The 16,648-nt window shown below is 71.1% G+C and carries 14 protein-coding genes; 4 read left to right on the top strand and 10 right to left on the bottom strand.

Annotated features, from left to right (window positions below; all coding sequences use genetic code 11):
• Positions 1–33 precede the first annotated feature (33 nt).
• From ACEZHJ_RS05080 to leuC, 6 genes are all read right to left on the bottom strand, one after another.
• The gene (locus ACEZHJ_RS05080) at positions 34–672 is read right to left on the bottom strand and encodes a hypothetical protein (protein ID WP_259201908.1); all 639 of its coding nucleotides are present in this window, start codon (positions 670–672) and stop codon (positions 34–36) included.
• A 9-nt stretch (positions 673–681) separates the two neighbouring features.
• Positions 682–3,396, bottom strand: a complete 2,715-nt coding sequence (locus tag ACEZHJ_RS05075; protein WP_163138741.1) for a FimV/HubP family polar landmark protein — start codon at positions 3,394–3,396, stop codon at positions 682–684.
• Positions 3,397–3,628: 232 nt separating this feature from the next.
• Complete coding sequence (asd, locus tag ACEZHJ_RS05070) at positions 3,629–4,744, bottom strand: aspartate-semialdehyde dehydrogenase (RefSeq protein ID WP_163138742.1); 1,116 nt, start codon at positions 4,742–4,744, stop codon at positions 3,629–3,631.
• A 108-nt stretch (positions 4,745–4,852) separates the two neighbouring features.
• A complete protein-coding gene (gene leuB / locus ACEZHJ_RS05065; RefSeq protein WP_018716959.1) occupies positions 4,853–5,935 on the bottom strand; it encodes a 3-isopropylmalate dehydrogenase in 1,083 nt (360 codons plus the stop codon).
• A gap of 31 nt (positions 5,936–5,966) precedes the next feature.
• On the bottom strand, positions 5,967–6,617 hold the full coding sequence (gene leuD, locus ACEZHJ_RS05060; RefSeq protein WP_018716960.1) for a 3-isopropylmalate dehydratase small subunit: 651 nt from the start codon (positions 6,615–6,617) through the stop codon (positions 5,967–5,969).
• A 2-nt stretch (positions 6,618–6,619) separates the two neighbouring features.
• Positions 6,620–8,023 carry a 3-isopropylmalate dehydratase large subunit gene (gene leuC, locus ACEZHJ_RS05055; protein ID WP_018716961.1) on the bottom strand — a complete coding sequence of 468 codons (1,404 nt, stop codon included), beginning with the start codon at positions 8,021–8,023 and terminating at the stop codon, positions 6,620–6,622.
• Between the two features lie 135 nt (positions 8,024–8,158).
• Here leuC and ACEZHJ_RS05050 point away from each other — a divergent pair, with 135 nt between their 5' ends.
• The gene (locus tag ACEZHJ_RS05050; RefSeq protein WP_163138743.1) at positions 8,159–9,046 is read left to right on the top strand and encodes a LysR family transcriptional regulator; all 888 of its coding nucleotides are present in this window, start codon (positions 8,159–8,161) and stop codon (positions 9,044–9,046) included.
• 145 nt (positions 9,047–9,191) lie between these two features.
• Entirely contained in the window at positions 9,192–10,865 is a 1,674-nt protein-coding gene (locus ACEZHJ_RS05045; RefSeq protein WP_163138744.1) for an aconitase X, read from the top strand.
• A gap of 8 nt (positions 10,866–10,873) precedes the next feature.
• On the opposite strand, the gene aroC is transcribed toward ACEZHJ_RS05045, so the two are convergent.
• Positions 10,874–11,980, bottom strand: a complete 1,107-nt coding sequence (aroC, locus tag ACEZHJ_RS05040) for a chorismate synthase (protein WP_163138745.1) — start codon at positions 11,978–11,980, stop codon at positions 10,874–10,876.
• Positions 11,981–11,985: 5 nt separating this feature from the next.
• Positions 11,986–12,927 carry a 50S ribosomal protein L3 N(5)-glutamine methyltransferase gene (gene prmB, locus ACEZHJ_RS05035; RefSeq protein WP_018716965.1) on the bottom strand — a complete coding sequence of 314 codons (942 nt, stop codon included), beginning with the start codon at positions 12,925–12,927 and terminating at the stop codon, positions 11,986–11,988.
• A 126-nt stretch (positions 12,928–13,053) separates the two neighbouring features.
• Between prmB and asd (ACEZHJ_RS05030) the strand changes: the two genes are divergently transcribed.
• Positions 13,054–13,926: an archaetidylserine decarboxylase gene (asd, locus tag ACEZHJ_RS05030; RefSeq protein WP_163138746.1), complete on the top strand. Its 873-nt coding sequence runs from the start codon at positions 13,054–13,056 to the stop codon at positions 13,924–13,926.
• 10 nt (positions 13,927–13,936) lie between these two features.
• Here asd (ACEZHJ_RS05030) and epmA read toward each other — a convergent pair whose 3' ends face one another.
• Together epmA and efp are read right to left on the bottom strand one after the other, a co-directional pair.
• A complete protein-coding gene (gene epmA / locus ACEZHJ_RS05025) occupies positions 13,937–14,911 on the bottom strand; it encodes an EF-P lysine aminoacylase EpmA (protein ID WP_163138747.1) in 975 nt (324 codons plus the stop codon).
• Complete coding sequence (gene efp / locus ACEZHJ_RS05020; RefSeq protein ID WP_018716968.1) at positions 14,908–15,477, bottom strand: elongation factor P; 570 nt, start codon at positions 15,475–15,477, stop codon at positions 14,908–14,910. The genes epmA and efp overlap by 4 nt, the downstream gene beginning before the upstream one ends.
• 117 nt (positions 15,478–15,594) lie before the next feature.
• Between efp and epmB the strand changes: the two genes are divergently transcribed.
• The gene (gene epmB / locus ACEZHJ_RS05015) at positions 15,595–16,632 is read left to right on the top strand and encodes an EF-P beta-lysylation protein EpmB (protein ID WP_163138748.1); all 1,038 of its coding nucleotides are present in this window, start codon (positions 15,595–15,597) and stop codon (positions 16,630–16,632) included.
• Positions 16,633–16,648: the final 16 nt, after the last annotated feature.

Genomic DNA, 16,648 nt, shown 5'->3' with positions numbered 1-16,648 from the left:
GGTGCGCGACGCCACACCGCCCGCCGCCCCGGCTCACCCCAGCCACAGCGCCGCGGCGACCGCGCATGCTACCAGCCAGTCCCGTGCGGGTGGCGGTGACATCGACGGCAGCGTCAGCTCCGGCAGCGGCTCGTTCTCTGCGCGCTTCAGGGCGTAATCAAGCGGGCCGGCAACCGCCGCGGCAATACGCCGCCAGCGCGAGCCGCCGCCGCGGGGCGGGCGCCATGCGCCGAGCACGGCGAGACGGTCGAACACCAGGACCAGCCGCACGGCGAAGCGCTGCACGGGCAGCCCGATCCGTGCCAGTGGTGCCACGAGCCAGAGCAGGGCCGCCGCGGTCCGCTCGCGTGCGAGCCCGCCCAGGAGCCTGCGCGCCCCCAGCGCCATGACCAGAAGGATCGCCGCCCGCCGCGCCCCCTCCGAGAGGGCTGCCGCATCCGGCAGCCAGTGGAATGTCGCAGTCGAGAACCAGCCGTAGAAAACGGCAATGGAGAGGAGCAGCCAGCGCAATCGCCGCGCCGAATGAAGGACGCCGGCAAGCGGCCCGGCCGGATCCGAGCCGGCCATGAACACGACAACCAGGCCGACCACGACGGCCGCCCAGTCACCGGCCGTCATGCCCGCCGCCAGCGCGACGAGCACGACGATTCGTACCGACGGATGCAGGTTCAACCCGCGCCGTCAGCCACCGGAGGCGCGCAGGGAGCGGGCCTGCTCGCGCTGCGCGTCGTCGCCCTCCGCCATGACCTCATCGAGCAGGGCCTCCGCGCCTTCGGCGTCCCCCATCTCGATGTAGGCGCGGGCCAGGTCCAGTTTGGTCGCGACCTCGTCCTCCGGCTCCGCGTCCCAATCGTCGTTGTCGCCGAAATCGAATCCACCGCCGATATCGCCGTCATCCACGGACGCCGTATCGGCCCCGGTCGCGGGGGCGTCGTCACCGGCCTGATAACCTTCGTCGCCGCCGAAGTCGAGATCCCCGAGCTCCAGGTCCTCGGCCTCGAAACCGGGGGAGTCCGGCTCGCCCGGCCCCCGCTCTGCCGACGCCGCGGGCGTCCCTTCCTCCGCGGGTCCGTCCGGCGGTGTCGGGAGCTCGAACTCCAGGCCCGGGTCATCGTCAGATGGGGCGGGCACCTCGCTGTCCGACGCCTCGTCCCCGTTCCCGGACGGGGCCAACGAGCCGTCGAACTCCAGCGGTTCCAGGCTGTCCTCCACCGGATACTGACCTTCCCGGGTCGGGTCGGTGCTCGTGAAGGCGTCATCGCCGGCCTGAGTACCGCCCTCCCCCGGATCGAGATCGAATTCCAGCTCCGTACCACCCGCCGGCTCCGGTGCGGCCTGCCCGTCGTCGGCCACCGTCACGCCGGAATCCCCGCCCCCCGTCGAGGCTTCTTCCACACCAGCGGCGGTGCCCGCCGCGTGCGCATACGCCTGCCTCAACGCCTCGCTGGCGCTCTGCTCGCGATCACCGTTACCGGCCACCGGCCCGTCCTCAGCCGCCGACGTGGCCGGAGCCTGTGCCGCGGCCCCCTGCTCGCTTCCGGCAAACAGCGGATTGTCCGGCGCCACGTCCGCGGCCAGCGCGCAGACACGCCGCCATTCGGCGGAGTCCGTATCCTGTATCCGTGCCCGGAGCGCATGGGCCTCGGACTCGAAAGCGGGGCGGTCATCACGGCGCGCCAGCACCTCGAGCAGCTTGACGCGAAGCTGGGTGTTGTCCGGGTCGTCGTCCAGCGCCTTGTCCAGGACCTCCTGGGCGCTGTCGTAGCGGCCGTAGGCGATGAAGAAGTCGGCCTGCTCAGCCGGATCGCCCTCCTCCTCGATGATCTCCGGACCCTCGTTCCTGATGGTGGCGCGCTGGCTGCGGCGGCGCTCCGCCGCCGCCTGCGCCAGGCTGCGCTCGGTCTCGCCCTCGCTGCGGCGGCGACGCATTACCAGCAGCAGCAGCACGAGCAGGAGGACCAGTCCGCCCGCCCCCGCCAGCAGGAGACGGTTCGCAAGCAGCGTATCCAGCGTCCGCTCCACCAGCCCGGTGACACTCGCCGTCTGTGCCGGTACCTCGTTGCCGTCCTGCGCGCCGGCACCCTTGTCGTTGCCGGCCACGCCGCCCCCGGTGTCCGCCTTGTCCCCGGCGTTTCCAGTGTTTCCGGTGTCACCGCCGGCCGCCTCCCGGGCGGCGGAATCCGCCGCCGTCTCGACGGCCGCCTGCCCGGAGGCGTCCCCGTTACCGGCGGGCACGGCACCATCGGCCTCGACGTTGATCGCGCTCTCGAGCCGCGCAAGACGCTGATTCAGCGAATCCAGCTCCTCGGATAGATCCTCGTTCTCCGCGCGGAGGCTAGCCCGGCTTTCCCGGGCGGCCGCCAGCTCGTTCTGCAGGCGCCGGATGTTCTCGGGGCTTGCCGCGAGATCCGCGCTGGCGAGATCCGCCGTGGCCACGCCGGTACCCGTCGGGGCGACCACGCGGAGCTCGCCGCCGGCGCTACCCGGCGACGCCTTCCCGGACTGCCCCTCGGTGGCTGCCTTGTCCCCGGACTCCGGCGCCTTCCCGGACTGAGCGTCATCCTCGCCCGCAGAGGCGGCGGAATCCGGCGCGGATGCCGTCTCCCCGGACGTCGTCTTCGCCGCGTTGCCGTTCCGCCAGGCTGCCATCTGGCGATTGAACTCCCGGCGCGCCTCGGCACGCGAGAGCGCGGTGATGGCCCCCGTCTCCGGAACCTCGAGCACCGCACCGCGGCGCAGACTGTTGATGTTGCCGTTGACGAAGGCCTGCGGGTTCGCCTCGCGCAGAGCGATCATGGTCTGATAGACCCCCGCGCCCTCGGGACGCACGGACTGCGCGACGCTCCAGAGCGTATCGCCGGCACCGACCGGCCCATAGGAGCCCGGTGCCGTGCCGGATGCGGGCGCCACCGCTGAAGACGGTGCGGGCTCCGCCTCCGTTTCCGCCGCGCCGCCGGGCTGCGTCGTCGCCGGTTCGGCGCTCGTCCCCCCGGAGCTGGCGTAGACGGGCGGATCCAGCAACACGGTAAACTCGCGCACCAGACTGCCCCGCGGCCACTCGACGGTGACCACGAAATCGAGGAACGGCTCCTGGATCGGCCGCTGGCTGGTGACGGCGATATAAGGCTGACCGTCGTCGCCGTCGCGGACCTCGAAATTCAGACGGGTGAGATAGAAGGGCCTGGGGACCCCGGCACGTTCGAACTGCTTCTGGCTGGCGAGCCGGACCTCGACCTGATCCGCGTTCGCGGTATCCATGGAAAGCAGCGGAATCCGGGCATTGAATCGCTCGTTGAGGGCCGACCCCGCCTCGATGCGGCCCAGCCCGATCGCCGAGATATTCGCGGAGACCCCCGTCAGCGCAACGAACGTCGCGATCGCGATTCTACGTCGCATAATGTCCCTTGTTGTTGTCACAGCACCCCGGCTCTCCCGCCGGCCCCCGAACGCTGCCCGCTGACCCGGGCCCCCGTCGTGCGCGGCAGCCCCCTCGGTGGGCGCGCATCGGGTGATGCGAATGCACACGGACGTTGGTCCCGGTTTTATCGACTGACCGCGATGGCGTCAACCGCAGACGTCACATCACGAGCCCTCCGCACCGCAGCCTGCACGGCACGGAGGGGCCCGGCTAGCCTTCCAGCACGATACGGAGCATCCGCCGCAGCGGCTCCGCCGCGCCCCACAGGAGCTGGTCACCGACCGTGAACGCGGACAGGTACTCGCCGCCCATCGCGAGCTTGCGCAGCCGCCCGACCGGCGTGCGCAACGTCCCGGAGACCGCCGCCGGCGTCAGCCCGTGCTTGCTCGCCTCCGGCTCGTTGGGCACGACGCTGGCCCACTCGTTGTCCTCCGCGATCATGGACTCGATCTCGTCCAGCGGGGCGTCACGCGTGAGCTTCACCGTCAGTGCCTGGGCGTGGGAGCGCATCGCACCGATGCGCACGCAGATCCCGTCGATCGGAATGGGATTGTCGCTGCGACCGAGGATCTTGTTGGTCTCGACCTGCGCCTTCCACTCCTCCTTGCTCTGACCGGAGGGCATCGGCTTGTCGATCCAGGGGATCAGGCTGCCCGCCAGCGGCACGCCGAAGTGCTCCGCCGGGTAGCCGTCGCCGGCCAGCGCATCGTTGACGCGCCGGTCAATGTCCAGGATCGCGCTCGCGGGATCCGCCAGCGCCTCGCCGGCGGCGTCGCGGAGGTAACCCATCTGGGTGACCAGCTCGCGCATGTTCTGGGCACCGGCACCGGAGGCGGCCTGGTAGGTCATGGGGCTGATCCACTCCACCAGGCCGCTGCGGAACAGCCCGGCCATACCCATGAGCATGAGGCTGACCGTGCAGTTGCCGCCGACGAAGGTGCGTGTCCCCTCGTCCAGCCCCTTCCGGATGACGTCGAGGTTCACTGGGTCCAGGACGATGATGCTGTCGTCGGCCATGCGCAGTGTCGACGCCGCGTCGATCCAGTAGCCCTGCCAGCCGGCGTTACGGAGCTTCTCGTAGACCTCGCCGGTGTAGTCGCCGCCCTGGGTGGTCACGATGGCGTCCATCGCCTTCAGCGCGTCGATATCCCGCGCATCGCCCAGCGGCGCCGACCCCTTGCCTACGTCCGGGCCCGGCTGGCCCGCCTGGGAGGTGGAGAAGAACACCGGCTCTGGGATGTCGGCGAAGTCGCCCTCGGCGCGCATGCGCTCCATGAGTACGGAGCCGACCATGCCCCGCCAGCCGACGAAACCGATTCGTTTCATGTCTACCTCTTCTGAATGGCTTGTCACTGGGGCGGCGCGGGCCCGAAGGCGCGCCGCCGGACGCCCCCATGATACACGTCTGCCCCGGGGCGTCGCCGCCGGGCCGGCTCAGGCCCCGGCGCGCAGGGCCGCAACCACGGCATCGCCCATGGCGGCGGTGCCCACGGCCCGGCCGCCGTCGGTGTGGATGTCCGGGGTGCGCAGCCCCTGATCGAGCACCTGCCCGACCGCGGTCTCCACACGGGCCGCCAGCTCGCCCTCGCCGAGGCTGTAGCGCAGCAGCATCGCCAGCGAGAGGATCGTCGCCAGCGGGTTGGCACGGTCCTGGCCGGCGATGTCCGGCGCGGAGCCGTGTACCGGCTCATAAAGCCCCCGGGAATGCTCGTCCAGCGAGGCGGACGGCAGCATGCCGATGGAGCCGGTGAGCATCGCCGCACAGTCGGAGAGGATGTCGCCGAACATGTTGCCGGTGACCACCACGTCGAACTGCTTGGGGGCGCGCACGAGCTGCATGGCGGCGTTGTCCACGTACATGTGGTCCAGGGCCACGCCGGGATAGTCCGTGGCCACGCCGTTGACCACCTCGCGCCAGAGCTCGCTGACCTCGAGCACGTTCGCCTTGTCCACCGAGGTGAGCCGGCCCTGGCGCTTGGCGGCGATGTCGAATGCGACCCGCGCGATGCGCCCGATCTCGTCCTCGCCGTATACCAGGGTGTTGTAGCCCCGGCGCTGCCCGGGCTCGCCCTCGATGCCCCGGGGCTCGCCGAAGTAGATGCCTCCGGTGAGCTCGCGCACGATCATGATGTCGAGCCCGGAGACCACCTCCGGACGGAGCGCGGAGGCACCGGCGAGCTGCGGGTAGAGGATCGCCGGGCGCAGGTTCGCGAACAGCCCCAGCTCCGAGCGGATGGCGAGCAGGCCGCGCTCCGGGCGCAGGGCACGCTCGATGCCGTCCCACCGGGGGCCACCCACCGCGCCGAGGAGCACGGCATCCGCCGAGCGCGCGAGCGAGAGCGTCTCCGCCGGCAGCGGGCTGCCGCTGGCGTCGGTGGCGGCACCGCCGATGAGCCCGCGTTCCAGCTCAACCGCCAGGCCGAAGTCGTCGCGGAGCACCGCGAGCACCTTCTCCGCTTCAGCCACAATCTCGGGGCCGATACCGTCGCCGGGGAGTACGAGGATCCTGCTGGTCATGGTCGCTCCTGTCGTCGGGTTGGCCGGCGGCTCACGCGCCGGACCGGGTGAACAGCCACGGCGCCTCCCTGGCGCGCCGGGCCTCGTAGGCCCGGATCTCGTCGGCGTGCTCCAGGGTAAGGCCGATCTCGTCGAGGCCGTTGAGCAGCGCGTGCCGCCGGAAGGCATCGATATCGAAGCCGAACCCCTCGCCGGACGGCGTGGTCACCGTCTGCGACGGCAGGTCGACCGTGAGCCGGTAGCCCGGCTCCGCCGCCGTCTCCTCGAACAGCTTCTGCACCGTTTCCTCAGGGAGAACAACCGGGAGGATGCCATTCTTCGTGCAGTTATTGAAGAAGATGTCCGCGAAGCTCGGCGCGATGACCACCCGGAAGCCGTAGTCGAACAGCGCCCAGGGGGCGTGCTCCCGGGAACTGCCGCAGCCGAAATTGCGCCGCGCCAGCAGGATGCTCGCGCCCTCGTAGCGCGGCTGGTTGAGCACGAAGTCCGGATTCAGCGGGCGCTGGCTGTGGTCCTGACCCGGCTCGCCGTGGTCGAGATAGCGCCATTCGTCGAACAGGTTCGGTCCGAAGCCCGTGCGCTTGATGGACTTCAGGAACTGCTTCGGGATGATGGCGTCGGTGTCCACGTTCGCGCGGTCCAGGGGCGCGACGATCCCGTCGATCTGCTTGAGCGGCTCCATGATCAGAGGCTCCTCACGTCGGTGAATCGGCCGGCAATGGCGGCGGCGGCGGCCATGGCGGGGCTGACCAGGTGCGTACGTCCGCCCTGCCCCTGACGGCCCTCGAAGTTTCGATTGGAGGTGGCGGCGCAGCGCTCACCGGGCTCGAGGCGGTCGGCGTTCATGGCCAGGCACATGGAGCAGCCCGGCTCACGCCACTCGAAGCCGGCCTCCACGAACACCCGGTCGAGGCCCTCGGCCTCGGCCTGCTGCTTCACCAACCCGGAGCCCGGCACTACCATCGCCAGGGTGATGCCGTCGGCGACCCGGTGCCCGCGCACCACGTCCGCGGCGGCGCGCAGGTCCTCGATGCGGGAGTTCGTGCACGAGCCGATAAAGATCTTGTCCGGGCGGATGTCGCCGATCGGCATGCCCGCCTCCAGTCCCATGTATGCCAGCGCCCGCGCGATACCCTCACGGCGGGTCTCGTCCGCCTCCTCCGCCGGGTCCGGCACACGGCCGTCCACCGGTGCGACCATCTCCGGCGAGGTGCCCCAGCTGACCTGCGGGCGGATGTCCGCCGCATCGATGGTGACAACACGGTCGAACTCCGCGTCCGGGTCCGTGTGCAGGGTCCGCCAGTAGGCAACCGCCTGATCCCAGAGATCCCCCTGGGGCGCGAACGGCCGGCCGCGCATGTATTCGATGGTGGCGTCGTCCACCGCGACCATGCCGCAGCGCGCACCGGCCTCGATGGACATGTTGCACACCGTCATGCGCCCCTCGACGGACAGCGAGCGGATGGTATCGCCGCCGAATTCGATCGCGTAGCCCGTGCCGCCGGCGGTGCCGATCCGGCCGATGACGTGCAGGACGATGTCCTTCGCCGTCACCCCGGGCGGCAGTGTGCCGTTCACCTCGACCAGCATCCGCCGGCTCTTCGCCTGAATGAGCGTCTGCGTGGCCAGCGCATGCTCCACCTCGGAGGTACCGATGCCGAACGCAAGCGCCCCGAGCGCCCCGTGGGTGGACGTGTGGGAGTCGCCGCAAACGACCGTCATGCCGGGCTGCGTGGCGCCCTGCTCGGGGCCGATGACATGGACGATGCCCTGGCGCGGGTCGTTCATGGCGAACTCGGTAATCCCGTACGCCGCACAGTTCTCGTCCAGGGTGTCCACCTGCAACCGCGAGACCGGGTCGGCGATCCCCCCGCGGCGGTCCGTGGTGGGCACATTATGGTCCGCCACCGCGAGATTGGCGTCGGTGCGCCACGGCCGGCGCCCGGCCATTCGCAGGCCCTCGAAGGCCTGCGGCGAGGTGACCTCGTGAACGAGCTGCCGGTCGATATAGAGCAACGCCGTGCCGTCCTCGTTCTCGCGCACTACGTGGGCGTCCCAGAGCTTGTCATAGAGCGTTCGGCCCGCCATGAGCAGTTCTCCCCAGATTCCGGATGCGGCGCCCCCGGGGCGCCAGGACTTAGTCAGCGGGATTGAGTCTAGTGGCCGACAAATAATAAAATCAATTCATCATTTTTATTATTTGGATTCCATATTGGAATGGATATGGACACCCAGAACCTTGCTGCCTTCGTCACCGCCGCCGAATATGGCTCGTTCTCCCGCGCTGCCGAGGCCTTGGAGCTCACTCAACCCGCGGTGAGCAAGCGCATCTCCGGTCTGGAGGACCGCATCGGCGCCCGCCTGTTCGACCGGGTCGGCCGCCGCGTCGCCCTCACCGAGGCCGGGGAGACCCTCCTTCCCCGGGCCCGGGCCCTACTGGTGATGGTCGACGACACCCGCCGGGCGCTGGACAGTCTCAGCCATGACGTCACCGGGCGGCTCACACTGGCGACGAGCCACCACGTCGGGCTGCACCGGCTGCCGGCGGTGTTGCGGGCATTCACCCGCCACTACCCCGCCGCCGGTCTGGACCTGCGCTTTCTGGACTCCGAGCAGGCGTACCAGGGGGTGCTCGACGGCGCGCTGGAGCTCGCGGTGGTCACCCTGGCCCCGACTCCGGACCCGGCGCTGTCCGTCGTCCCGGTCTGGGTGGACGACCTGCGCTTCGTCTGCGGCCCGGAGCATCCACTCGCCGGCGCCGGGCGCATCGATCTCGCCACGCTGGGGCGCCATGAGGGCGTGCTCCCCGGCAGCCGCACCTTCACCCGCGGCCTGATCGAGGAGCGCTTCGCCCGCGCCGGGGTGACACCGACGATCGCACTGGCAACGAACTACCTGGAGACGCTGAAGATGATGGCGAGCATCGGCCTGGGCTGGAGCGTGCTGCCGGAGACGCTGCTGGACGGGACCCTGCACGTCATTGACGTCGACGAGCCCCCGATCCGGCGGCCCCTCGGCTATCTCTATCACCGCAGCCGCACGCTCTCCAACGCCGCGCGCGCGATGATCGCCGAGCTGGAAACGGTGCGTACCGCCGACACGCGCACTTAGCACCACGTCGGTGGACGCCGGCCGACGCGGCACGATTTCCCTGCGTTGGGGGCGCCCGTTGCAGTAAGGTAACGGGCCGGCCCCGGGCGAGGCCCGGGTCATTAAACGCCGCGGTAACCCCGTCGGCCGCAACAGGAGGTGGAGAATGTCACGCAGCGCCATCGGCGGCGTTGCCCGGGGCCCGGTCCTCGCCAGCGACGAGGGGCTAAGCTTCTGGGGCGGCGTCGATCCCGCAACAGGGACCATCATAGACGCCCATCACCCGCTGTGTGGCGAGAGCGTCGCGGGCACCGTGCTCGCGCTGCCGACGAGCCGGGGGTCGTGCACCGGCAGCGGGGTGCTCCTGGAGCTGATCCGGAACGGCCACGCGCCGGCGGCGCTGGTCTTCCGCGAGCCGGAGGGCGTGCTCACCCTCGGGGCGCTGGTCTCGCGCCATGTCTTCGACGCCACCATCCCCGTGCTGCAGCTCGACGGCGATGACTTCGTCACGCTGGCCGCGGCGGAACATGCCGTCATCGACGGAGCCCGCGTAGAGGCCCCCGGACTTGCGCTAACCCTCCCGACGGTGGATCCGGACTCCGTGGCGCTCTCTCCGGACGACCGCGCCATGCTCGACGGCCGCGACGGCACCGCCGTGCAGGTGGCGATGCGCATCGTACGCGACATCGCCGCCATCGACGGTGCCAGACGCCTCATCGATGTCAGCCAGGTGCACATCGACGGCTGCATCTACGCCAGTCCGGCCATCCTCCGGTTCGCCGAGGTCTTCGCGGGGATGCAGGCGCGGGTACGCGTGCCCACGACCACGAACGCAATCTCGGTCGACCACGCGCACTGGCGCGAACAGGGTGTGCCGGAGGCCTTCGGCGACCCGGCCAGCCGGCTCGCGGACGCCTACGTGCAGATGGGGGCACGGGCGAGCTTCACCTGCGCGCCGTACCTCCTGGACAGCGCGCCCAAGGCCCACGACGTCATCGCATGGGCGGAATCCAACGCGGTGATCTACGCCAACAGCGTGCTGGGCGCCCGCACCGCCAAGCACCCCGACTTCCTCGACCTGTGCATCGCGCTGACCGGCCGGGCACCGGATTATGACGTCTATCTCGATGAGAACCGCGCCGCGCGGCGGGTACTCGAGATAGACACGCCCGCGGGCTGCGACGACGCCCTGTGGCCGATGCTGGGCTATCTCGCGGGGCTACATGCGCCGGATCGCATCCCGCTGCTGAGGGGGCTTGCAAGCCTGTCCCCGGGCGAGGACGACCTCAAGGCCCTGTGCGCGGCCTTCGGCACGACCTCGGCGGCGCCGATGCTCCACGTCGAGGGCGTGACCCCGGAAGCGGGGCATGTCTCCGCGGACGCGGACACGGTAAGACTCACCCGGGAGGACCTCGCACGGGCCTGGCGGCAGCTCAATGCCGGCCCGGTCGGGATCGATCTGGTCGCCTTCGGCAGTCCCCACTTTTCCCTCGGCGAGTGCCGTGCCCTGGCCGCGGAAATGGCAGGCCAGCACTGTGCCGGGGGCGTGACCGCCATCGTCACGCTGGGGCACGACACCCTCGCCGCCGCCCGCGCCGAGGGCCTGGTCGACCAGCTGGAGGAGGCCGGCGTGCGCATCTACGCCGACATCTGCTGGTGCTCGATCTCCGAGCCGGTATTCCCGCCGGAGGCACGGACCCTGATGACAAACTCCGGGAAGTACGCCCACTACGCCCCCGGGCTCAGCGGCCGTTCCGTGCGTTTCGGCAGCCTCGCGGACTGCGCCCTCGCCGCGCGCACGGGCCGCGCGCCGGACACCCCGCCGGCCTGGCTGGGGTAGGCGGGGCGCTATTCCGGCGGGGCCGCCGGCGGGATCACCGGCGTGTCGGTGTGCACGTCGGCGTTCTGGGCGCGGTGGCGGAGGTAGTGGTCCATCAGGGTCAGCGCCGTCATCGCCTCCGCGATCGGGGTGGCGCGCACACCGACGCAGGGGTCGTGGCGGCCGGTGGTCACGACCTCGTCCGGCGCACCGGTCACGTCCACGGATCGGCCCGGCACACGGATGCTCGAGGTCGGCTTGAGGGCGATGCGGGCGACGATGTCCTGGCCGGTGGAGATCCCGCCGAGCACGCCGCCGGCGTTGTTCGACAGGAAGCCGGCGGGCGTGATCTCGTCGCGGTGCTCGGAGCCGCGCTGGGTCACCGCCTCGAAGCCGGCCCCGAACTCCACGCCCTTGACCGCGTTGATGCCCATCAGCGCCCGCGCCAGTTCGGCGTCGAGACGGTCGAAGACCGGTTCGCCAAGCCCCACCGGCAGCCCCTCGGCCACCACCGTCACGGCGGCACCGGCGGAGTCGCCGTCGCGGCGGAGCTGGTCCATGTAGGCCTCGAGCTCCGGCACACGGTCCGGGTCCGCGCAGAAGAACGGGTTCGTCTCCACGGCGGGCCAGTCCACCAGGCCCAGCTCGAAGGGCCCGAGCGCGCTCAGGTAGCCGCGTACGGACACCCCCAGGTGCTCCGCGAGGTAGCGCCGGGCGATGGCGCCGGCGGCCACGCGCATCGCCGTCTCCCGCGCCGACGAGCGCCCGCCGCCGCGGTAATCGCGGATGCCGTACTTCTGATGATAGGTGTAATCCGCATGGCCGGGCCGGAAGCTGTCCTTGATGCGCCCGTAGTCCCGGGAACGCTGGTCGGCGTTCTCGATCAGCAGCCCAATGGGCGTGCCGATGGTCACCCCCTCGAACACCCCGGAGAGGATGCGCACGCGGTCTGGCTCGCGGCGCTGGGAGGTATAGCGCGAGCGCCCCGGCGCACGGCGGTCGAGGTCGTGCTGGAGGTCCGCCTCGGTGATCGCCAGCCCCGGCGGGCAGCCGTCGACGATCGCGCCCAGGGCCTCGCCGTGGGACTCGCCGAAGGTGGTGACGGTAAACAGTTTTCCGAAGGTATTCCCGGACATACGCGTCAGACCGAAGATTCAGGGTTGAGATGGCCGGCGGCCAGCGCCGCGCGCAGTGCGGCCGCCGTGACCACGAACACGCCCACGCCGCCGCGCTCGAAGGCGAGCCAGGTGAGCGGAAGATCCGGATACGCCGCCTCCATCGCCGGGGCGCTGTGCCCGACCTCGCAGACCAGCACGCCGTCGTCGGTGAGCCGTGCGGTGGCCTCCACGAGCAGGCGGTGGACATAGTCGAGGCCATCCTCCCCCGCCGCCAGCGCCATGCGCGGCTCGTGGCGGTACTCCTCCGGCAGCGCGTCCATCGCGGGTGCGTCCACGTACGGCGGGTTGGCCACGATCACGTCGTAGGCCGGCTCCGCAGGAGGCCCGGCGAGAAGATCGGAGGCGCGCACGTGCACCCGCTCGCGCACGCCATGACGGTCCGCGTTGATGCGGGCCACCGCGAGGGCGTCCTCGGAGATATCCAGCGCGTCCACCTCGCAGCCCGGCAGGGCCAGGGCGCAGGCGATGGCGATGCAGCCGCTGCCCGTGCCCACGTCCGCGATGCGGGTGACCTCGTCGGGATCCGCCCAGGGCTGGAAGCCCGCCTCGATCAGCTCCGCCACCGGGGAGCGCGGGATCAGCACGCGCTCATCGACATAGAACGCCAGCCCCGCGAACCAGGCCTCGTGGGTGATGTAGGGCAACGGCAGGCGCTGCTCGACGCGCTGGTGGACCCGGGCGACGATCGCCGCCTTCTCCTCACCGGTCAGGCGGCAGCCGAGGTAGGCGTCGTGGGTGTCCGGCGGCAGGTGCAGCGTGTGCAGCACCAGCGCGGCCGCCTCGTCGATGGCGTTGTCCGTGCCGTGGCCGTAGCACACGCCCGCCGCCTCGAAGCGCGAGGCGCCCCAGCGCACGAAATCGGCGATGGTCTCCAGCTCCGGCGGGACACGGTTGGCGTCGCTCATGATCGGCTCCTGCTCTCGCGAGCGGGGATACTAACCCGAGCGGTGCCCCGCTGTCCGCTCCGGGCTTCCGCCGCCGCGCCGATCCGCGGATAATGCCCGTCCCCGAGCCAGCCGGAAGCGAGCGCGATGAGCCGAGACCAGCCCGCGGGCGCGATGGACCGCGTGAAATCCCTCGCCCTCTATCCCCTGCCGCACCACGCGGTATCGCGGCTGGTCGGCCGGGTCACGCGGATGCGCACCCGCTGGGTGCGGGACGTGTTGATCCGCACCTTCGTGCGCGCCTTCGGCGTGGACCTCACCGACGCCGAGGGCGATGTCCCCGGCGACTGGCCGGACTTCAACGCATTCTTCACCCGCGCCCTGCGCCCCGGGACCCGGCCGCTGCCGGACGACGGCGCCGCCATCGCCTCGCCGGTGGACGGCACCGTCAGCGAGGCCGGGCACATCGCCGCCGGCGAGCTGATCCAGGCCAAGGGCCAGCGCTTCGGGCTGCGCGCGCTCCTCGGCGGCGACGCCGAGCTCGCGGAGCGCTTCCGCGATGGCGCCTGGGCCACGCTCTACCTCTCACCGCGGGACTACCACCGCGTCCACATGCCCGGGGACGGCCGCCCGAGCGCCATGATCCACGTACCCGGGCGGCTGTTCAGCGTCGCCCCGCACACGGTCCGCGCGGTCCCCGGTCTGTTCGCGCGCAACGAGCGCGTGGTGTGCCTGTTCGACGGCGCGGATGGCCCCTTCGCCGTGATCCTTGTCGGCGCGATCTGCGTCGCCAGCATCGAGACCGTCTGGCACGGCGTGGTGACGCCGCCGGCGGGCCGGCGCGTGCGCGCCTGGCACTACCGCAACGCCGCCCTGCTGGAACGCGGTGCGGAGATGGGCCGGTTCAACATGGGCTCCACCGCGATCCTGCTCTACCCGCGCGGCCGCGTGGACTGGGCGACGGATCTCCGGCCCGGCCGGCACCTGCGCATGGGCGAGGCCATCGGCCGGCACCTCTAACGGGCCGCGGTCAGGCCCGCTCCACCGGGAAGGCGATGACCCCGTCGATCCGCGTGGCTCCCAGGGCGACCATGAACAGCCGGTCGAGCCCCAGGGCCACACCGGCACAGTCGGGCAGCCCCGCCTCCAGCGCGGCGAGCAGGCGCTCGTCGATCAGCGGCACGGGCTGCCCGGCCGCCACACGGTGCTCGCGATCCGCCTCGAACCGGCGACGCTGCTCCGCGGCATTGGTGAGTTCGTGGAAGCCGTTGGCGATCTCCAGGCCGTCGATGAAAAGCTCGAAGCGCTCGGCCACCCGTGGATCGCGCGGAGACAGCCGGGCGAGCGCGGCCTGTGAGGCGGGAAAGTCGGTGACGAAGTCGAAGGCGTCCTGCCCCAGCACTGGGGCGATGCGGGCACCGAAGAGCAGATCGAGGCCGTCGTCGCGGTCGAGCCCCGCGACCGTCGTGCCGGGAACGGCGGCGGCGACGCACTCGCGTACCTCGTCGGCAGCCGCGGTGAGCGGGTCCAGGCCCAGGTGCGTGCGGAACAGTGCCGCGTAGGCGTGCCGGCGCACGGGGCGGGGGCCCGCGATCCGCGCGGCCAGCTCCGCCACCTCCGCCATCAGGTCCTCGTGGTCGAGGCCCGGGCGGTACCACTCCAGCAGGGTGAACTCGGGATTGTGCCGGGCGCCACGCTCGCCGGCACGGAAGGCGCGTGCGACCTGGTAGATCGCGCCCATGCCGGCGGCGAGCAGCCGTTTCATGGCGTATTCGGGGGAGGTCTGCAGCCAGAGGCGGCCGGAGGGCGGCGCCCCGGGGCCGTCGTAGTTCACCCCGAGGCCGTCGAGGTGTACGTCCGTGACCCCGGCGGCGGCAAGGCTCGGGGTCTCGACCTCGACCACGCCGCGCTCCGCGAAGAAGGCGCGGACGTCGGCGAGCAGCGCGGCCCGGCGACGCAGCGTCTCCGGGCTCGCGCTCGGGCGCCAGTCAGTGGCGTCGGTCACTCCTTGGCGCGGGAGATATAGGCGCCATTACGGGTGTCCACCTTGAGGACCTCGCCCTCCTCGATGAACAGCGGCACCTGGACCACCGCGCCGGTCTCCAGGGTGGCGGGCTTGCTGCCGCCGCTGGAGGTGTCGCCGCGCAGGCCGGGATCCGTCTGCACCACCTTGAGCTGGACGTGCGGCGGCGCCTCCACGGACAGCGGCTCACCGTTGTAGAGGGTGATGTTGCACACGTCCTGCTCCTTGAGCCACTTGGCGGCGTCGCCCACGGCAGCCTCGTTCGCCGCGTGCTGCTCGAAGGTCTCCGGGTCCATGAAGTACCAGAACTCGCCGTCGGAGTAGAGATACTGCATCTCCGTCTCCATGACGTCGGCGGCCTCGACGGTGTCCCCGGACTTGAAGGTGCGGTCGATGACCTTGCCGGTCTTGAGGTTGCGGACCTTCACACGGTTGAAGGCCTGGCCCTTGCCCGGCTTGACGAATTCGTTGTCGACGATGGCATAGGGATCGCCGTCGAGCATGATCTTGAGGCCGGACTTGAACTGGTTGGTGCTGAAGCTCGCCATGGATTACCCCGGATTGACGGCCCCCGAGCGGGGGCGGTGATTCACTCCCGCGGGTGCGCTACCATCGCCCCGCGAACAACGCCGCGAATGCTAACGGAAAAGCGCCGACTATAGAACATGGTGAACGCCCAGGCCGCCTCCACCACCACCCGGAGCGAACCGCCGGCGTGGCAACGCGCCCTCGCGGACGCGATCCGCGACCCACGGGAGCTGCTGGACACGCTGGCACTACCGCACACGCTGCTCGACGGCGCCCGCACCGGTGCGGCGCTGTTCCCGCTGCGCGTGCCGCGGGGCTACGCCGCGCGCATGCGCCGCGGCGACCCGGACGACCCGCTGCTTCGCCAGGTCCTGCCGGTGGCCGCGGAGGCGCGGTCCACACCGGGATTTGTCGACGACCCGGTGGGCGACCTCGACGTCGTGCGCCCCGGCGGCATCCTGCACAAGTACCGCGGCCGGGCGCTGATCGTCGCCACCGGCGCGTGCGCTGTGAACTGCCGCTACTGCTTCCGCCGCGCGTTCCCCTACAGTGAGCACCAGGCCGCACCACACCAGTGGCGTGAGGCGCTGGACACCCTCCGCGGCGACCCGTCGATCGAGGAGGTCATCCTGAGCGGCGGCGACCCGCTGAGCCTCTCCGACCGCCGCCTCGCCGCCCTCGCCGAGGGCCTCGCCGGGATCGGTCATGTGCGGCGGCTGCGCGTACATACCCGGTTACCGGTGGTGCTGCCCGAGCGTGTCGACGATGGTCTGCTGGACTGGCTCGCCGGGACCCGCCTGGCCCCGGTGATGGTCATCCACGCCAACCACCCCGCGGAGCTCGACGGCGACGTGGCCGCGGCCCTCGCGCGCCTGCGGGAAAACGGCGTCACGCTGCTCAACCAGACGGTGCTGCTGCGCGGGGTCAATGACGCGGTGGCGACGCTCGCAGCGCTCTCCGAGCGGCTGTTCGAGCAGGGGGTGATGCCGTACTACCTGCACCTGCTCGATCCGGTGCGCGGCGCCGGCCACTTCGATGTGGACGAGCGGGAGGCCGCCGGCCTGATGCGCGGGCTCGCCGATCGCCTGCCCGGCTACCTGGTACCCCGGCTCGTCCGCGAGGTTCCCGGGCGCAGCGCCAAGACCCACATTGCCTGGGACACGGCCCCGCCGTAAGGCGAACGATTCGACA

The sequence above is a fragment of the Arhodomonas sp. KWT2 genome, assembly GCF_041949875.1.
Classification (GTDB): domain Bacteria; phylum Pseudomonadota; class Gammaproteobacteria; order Nitrococcales; family Nitrococcaceae; genus Arhodomonas; species Arhodomonas aquaeolei.
This window is presented reverse-complemented; position numbering and strand designations above follow the sequence as displayed.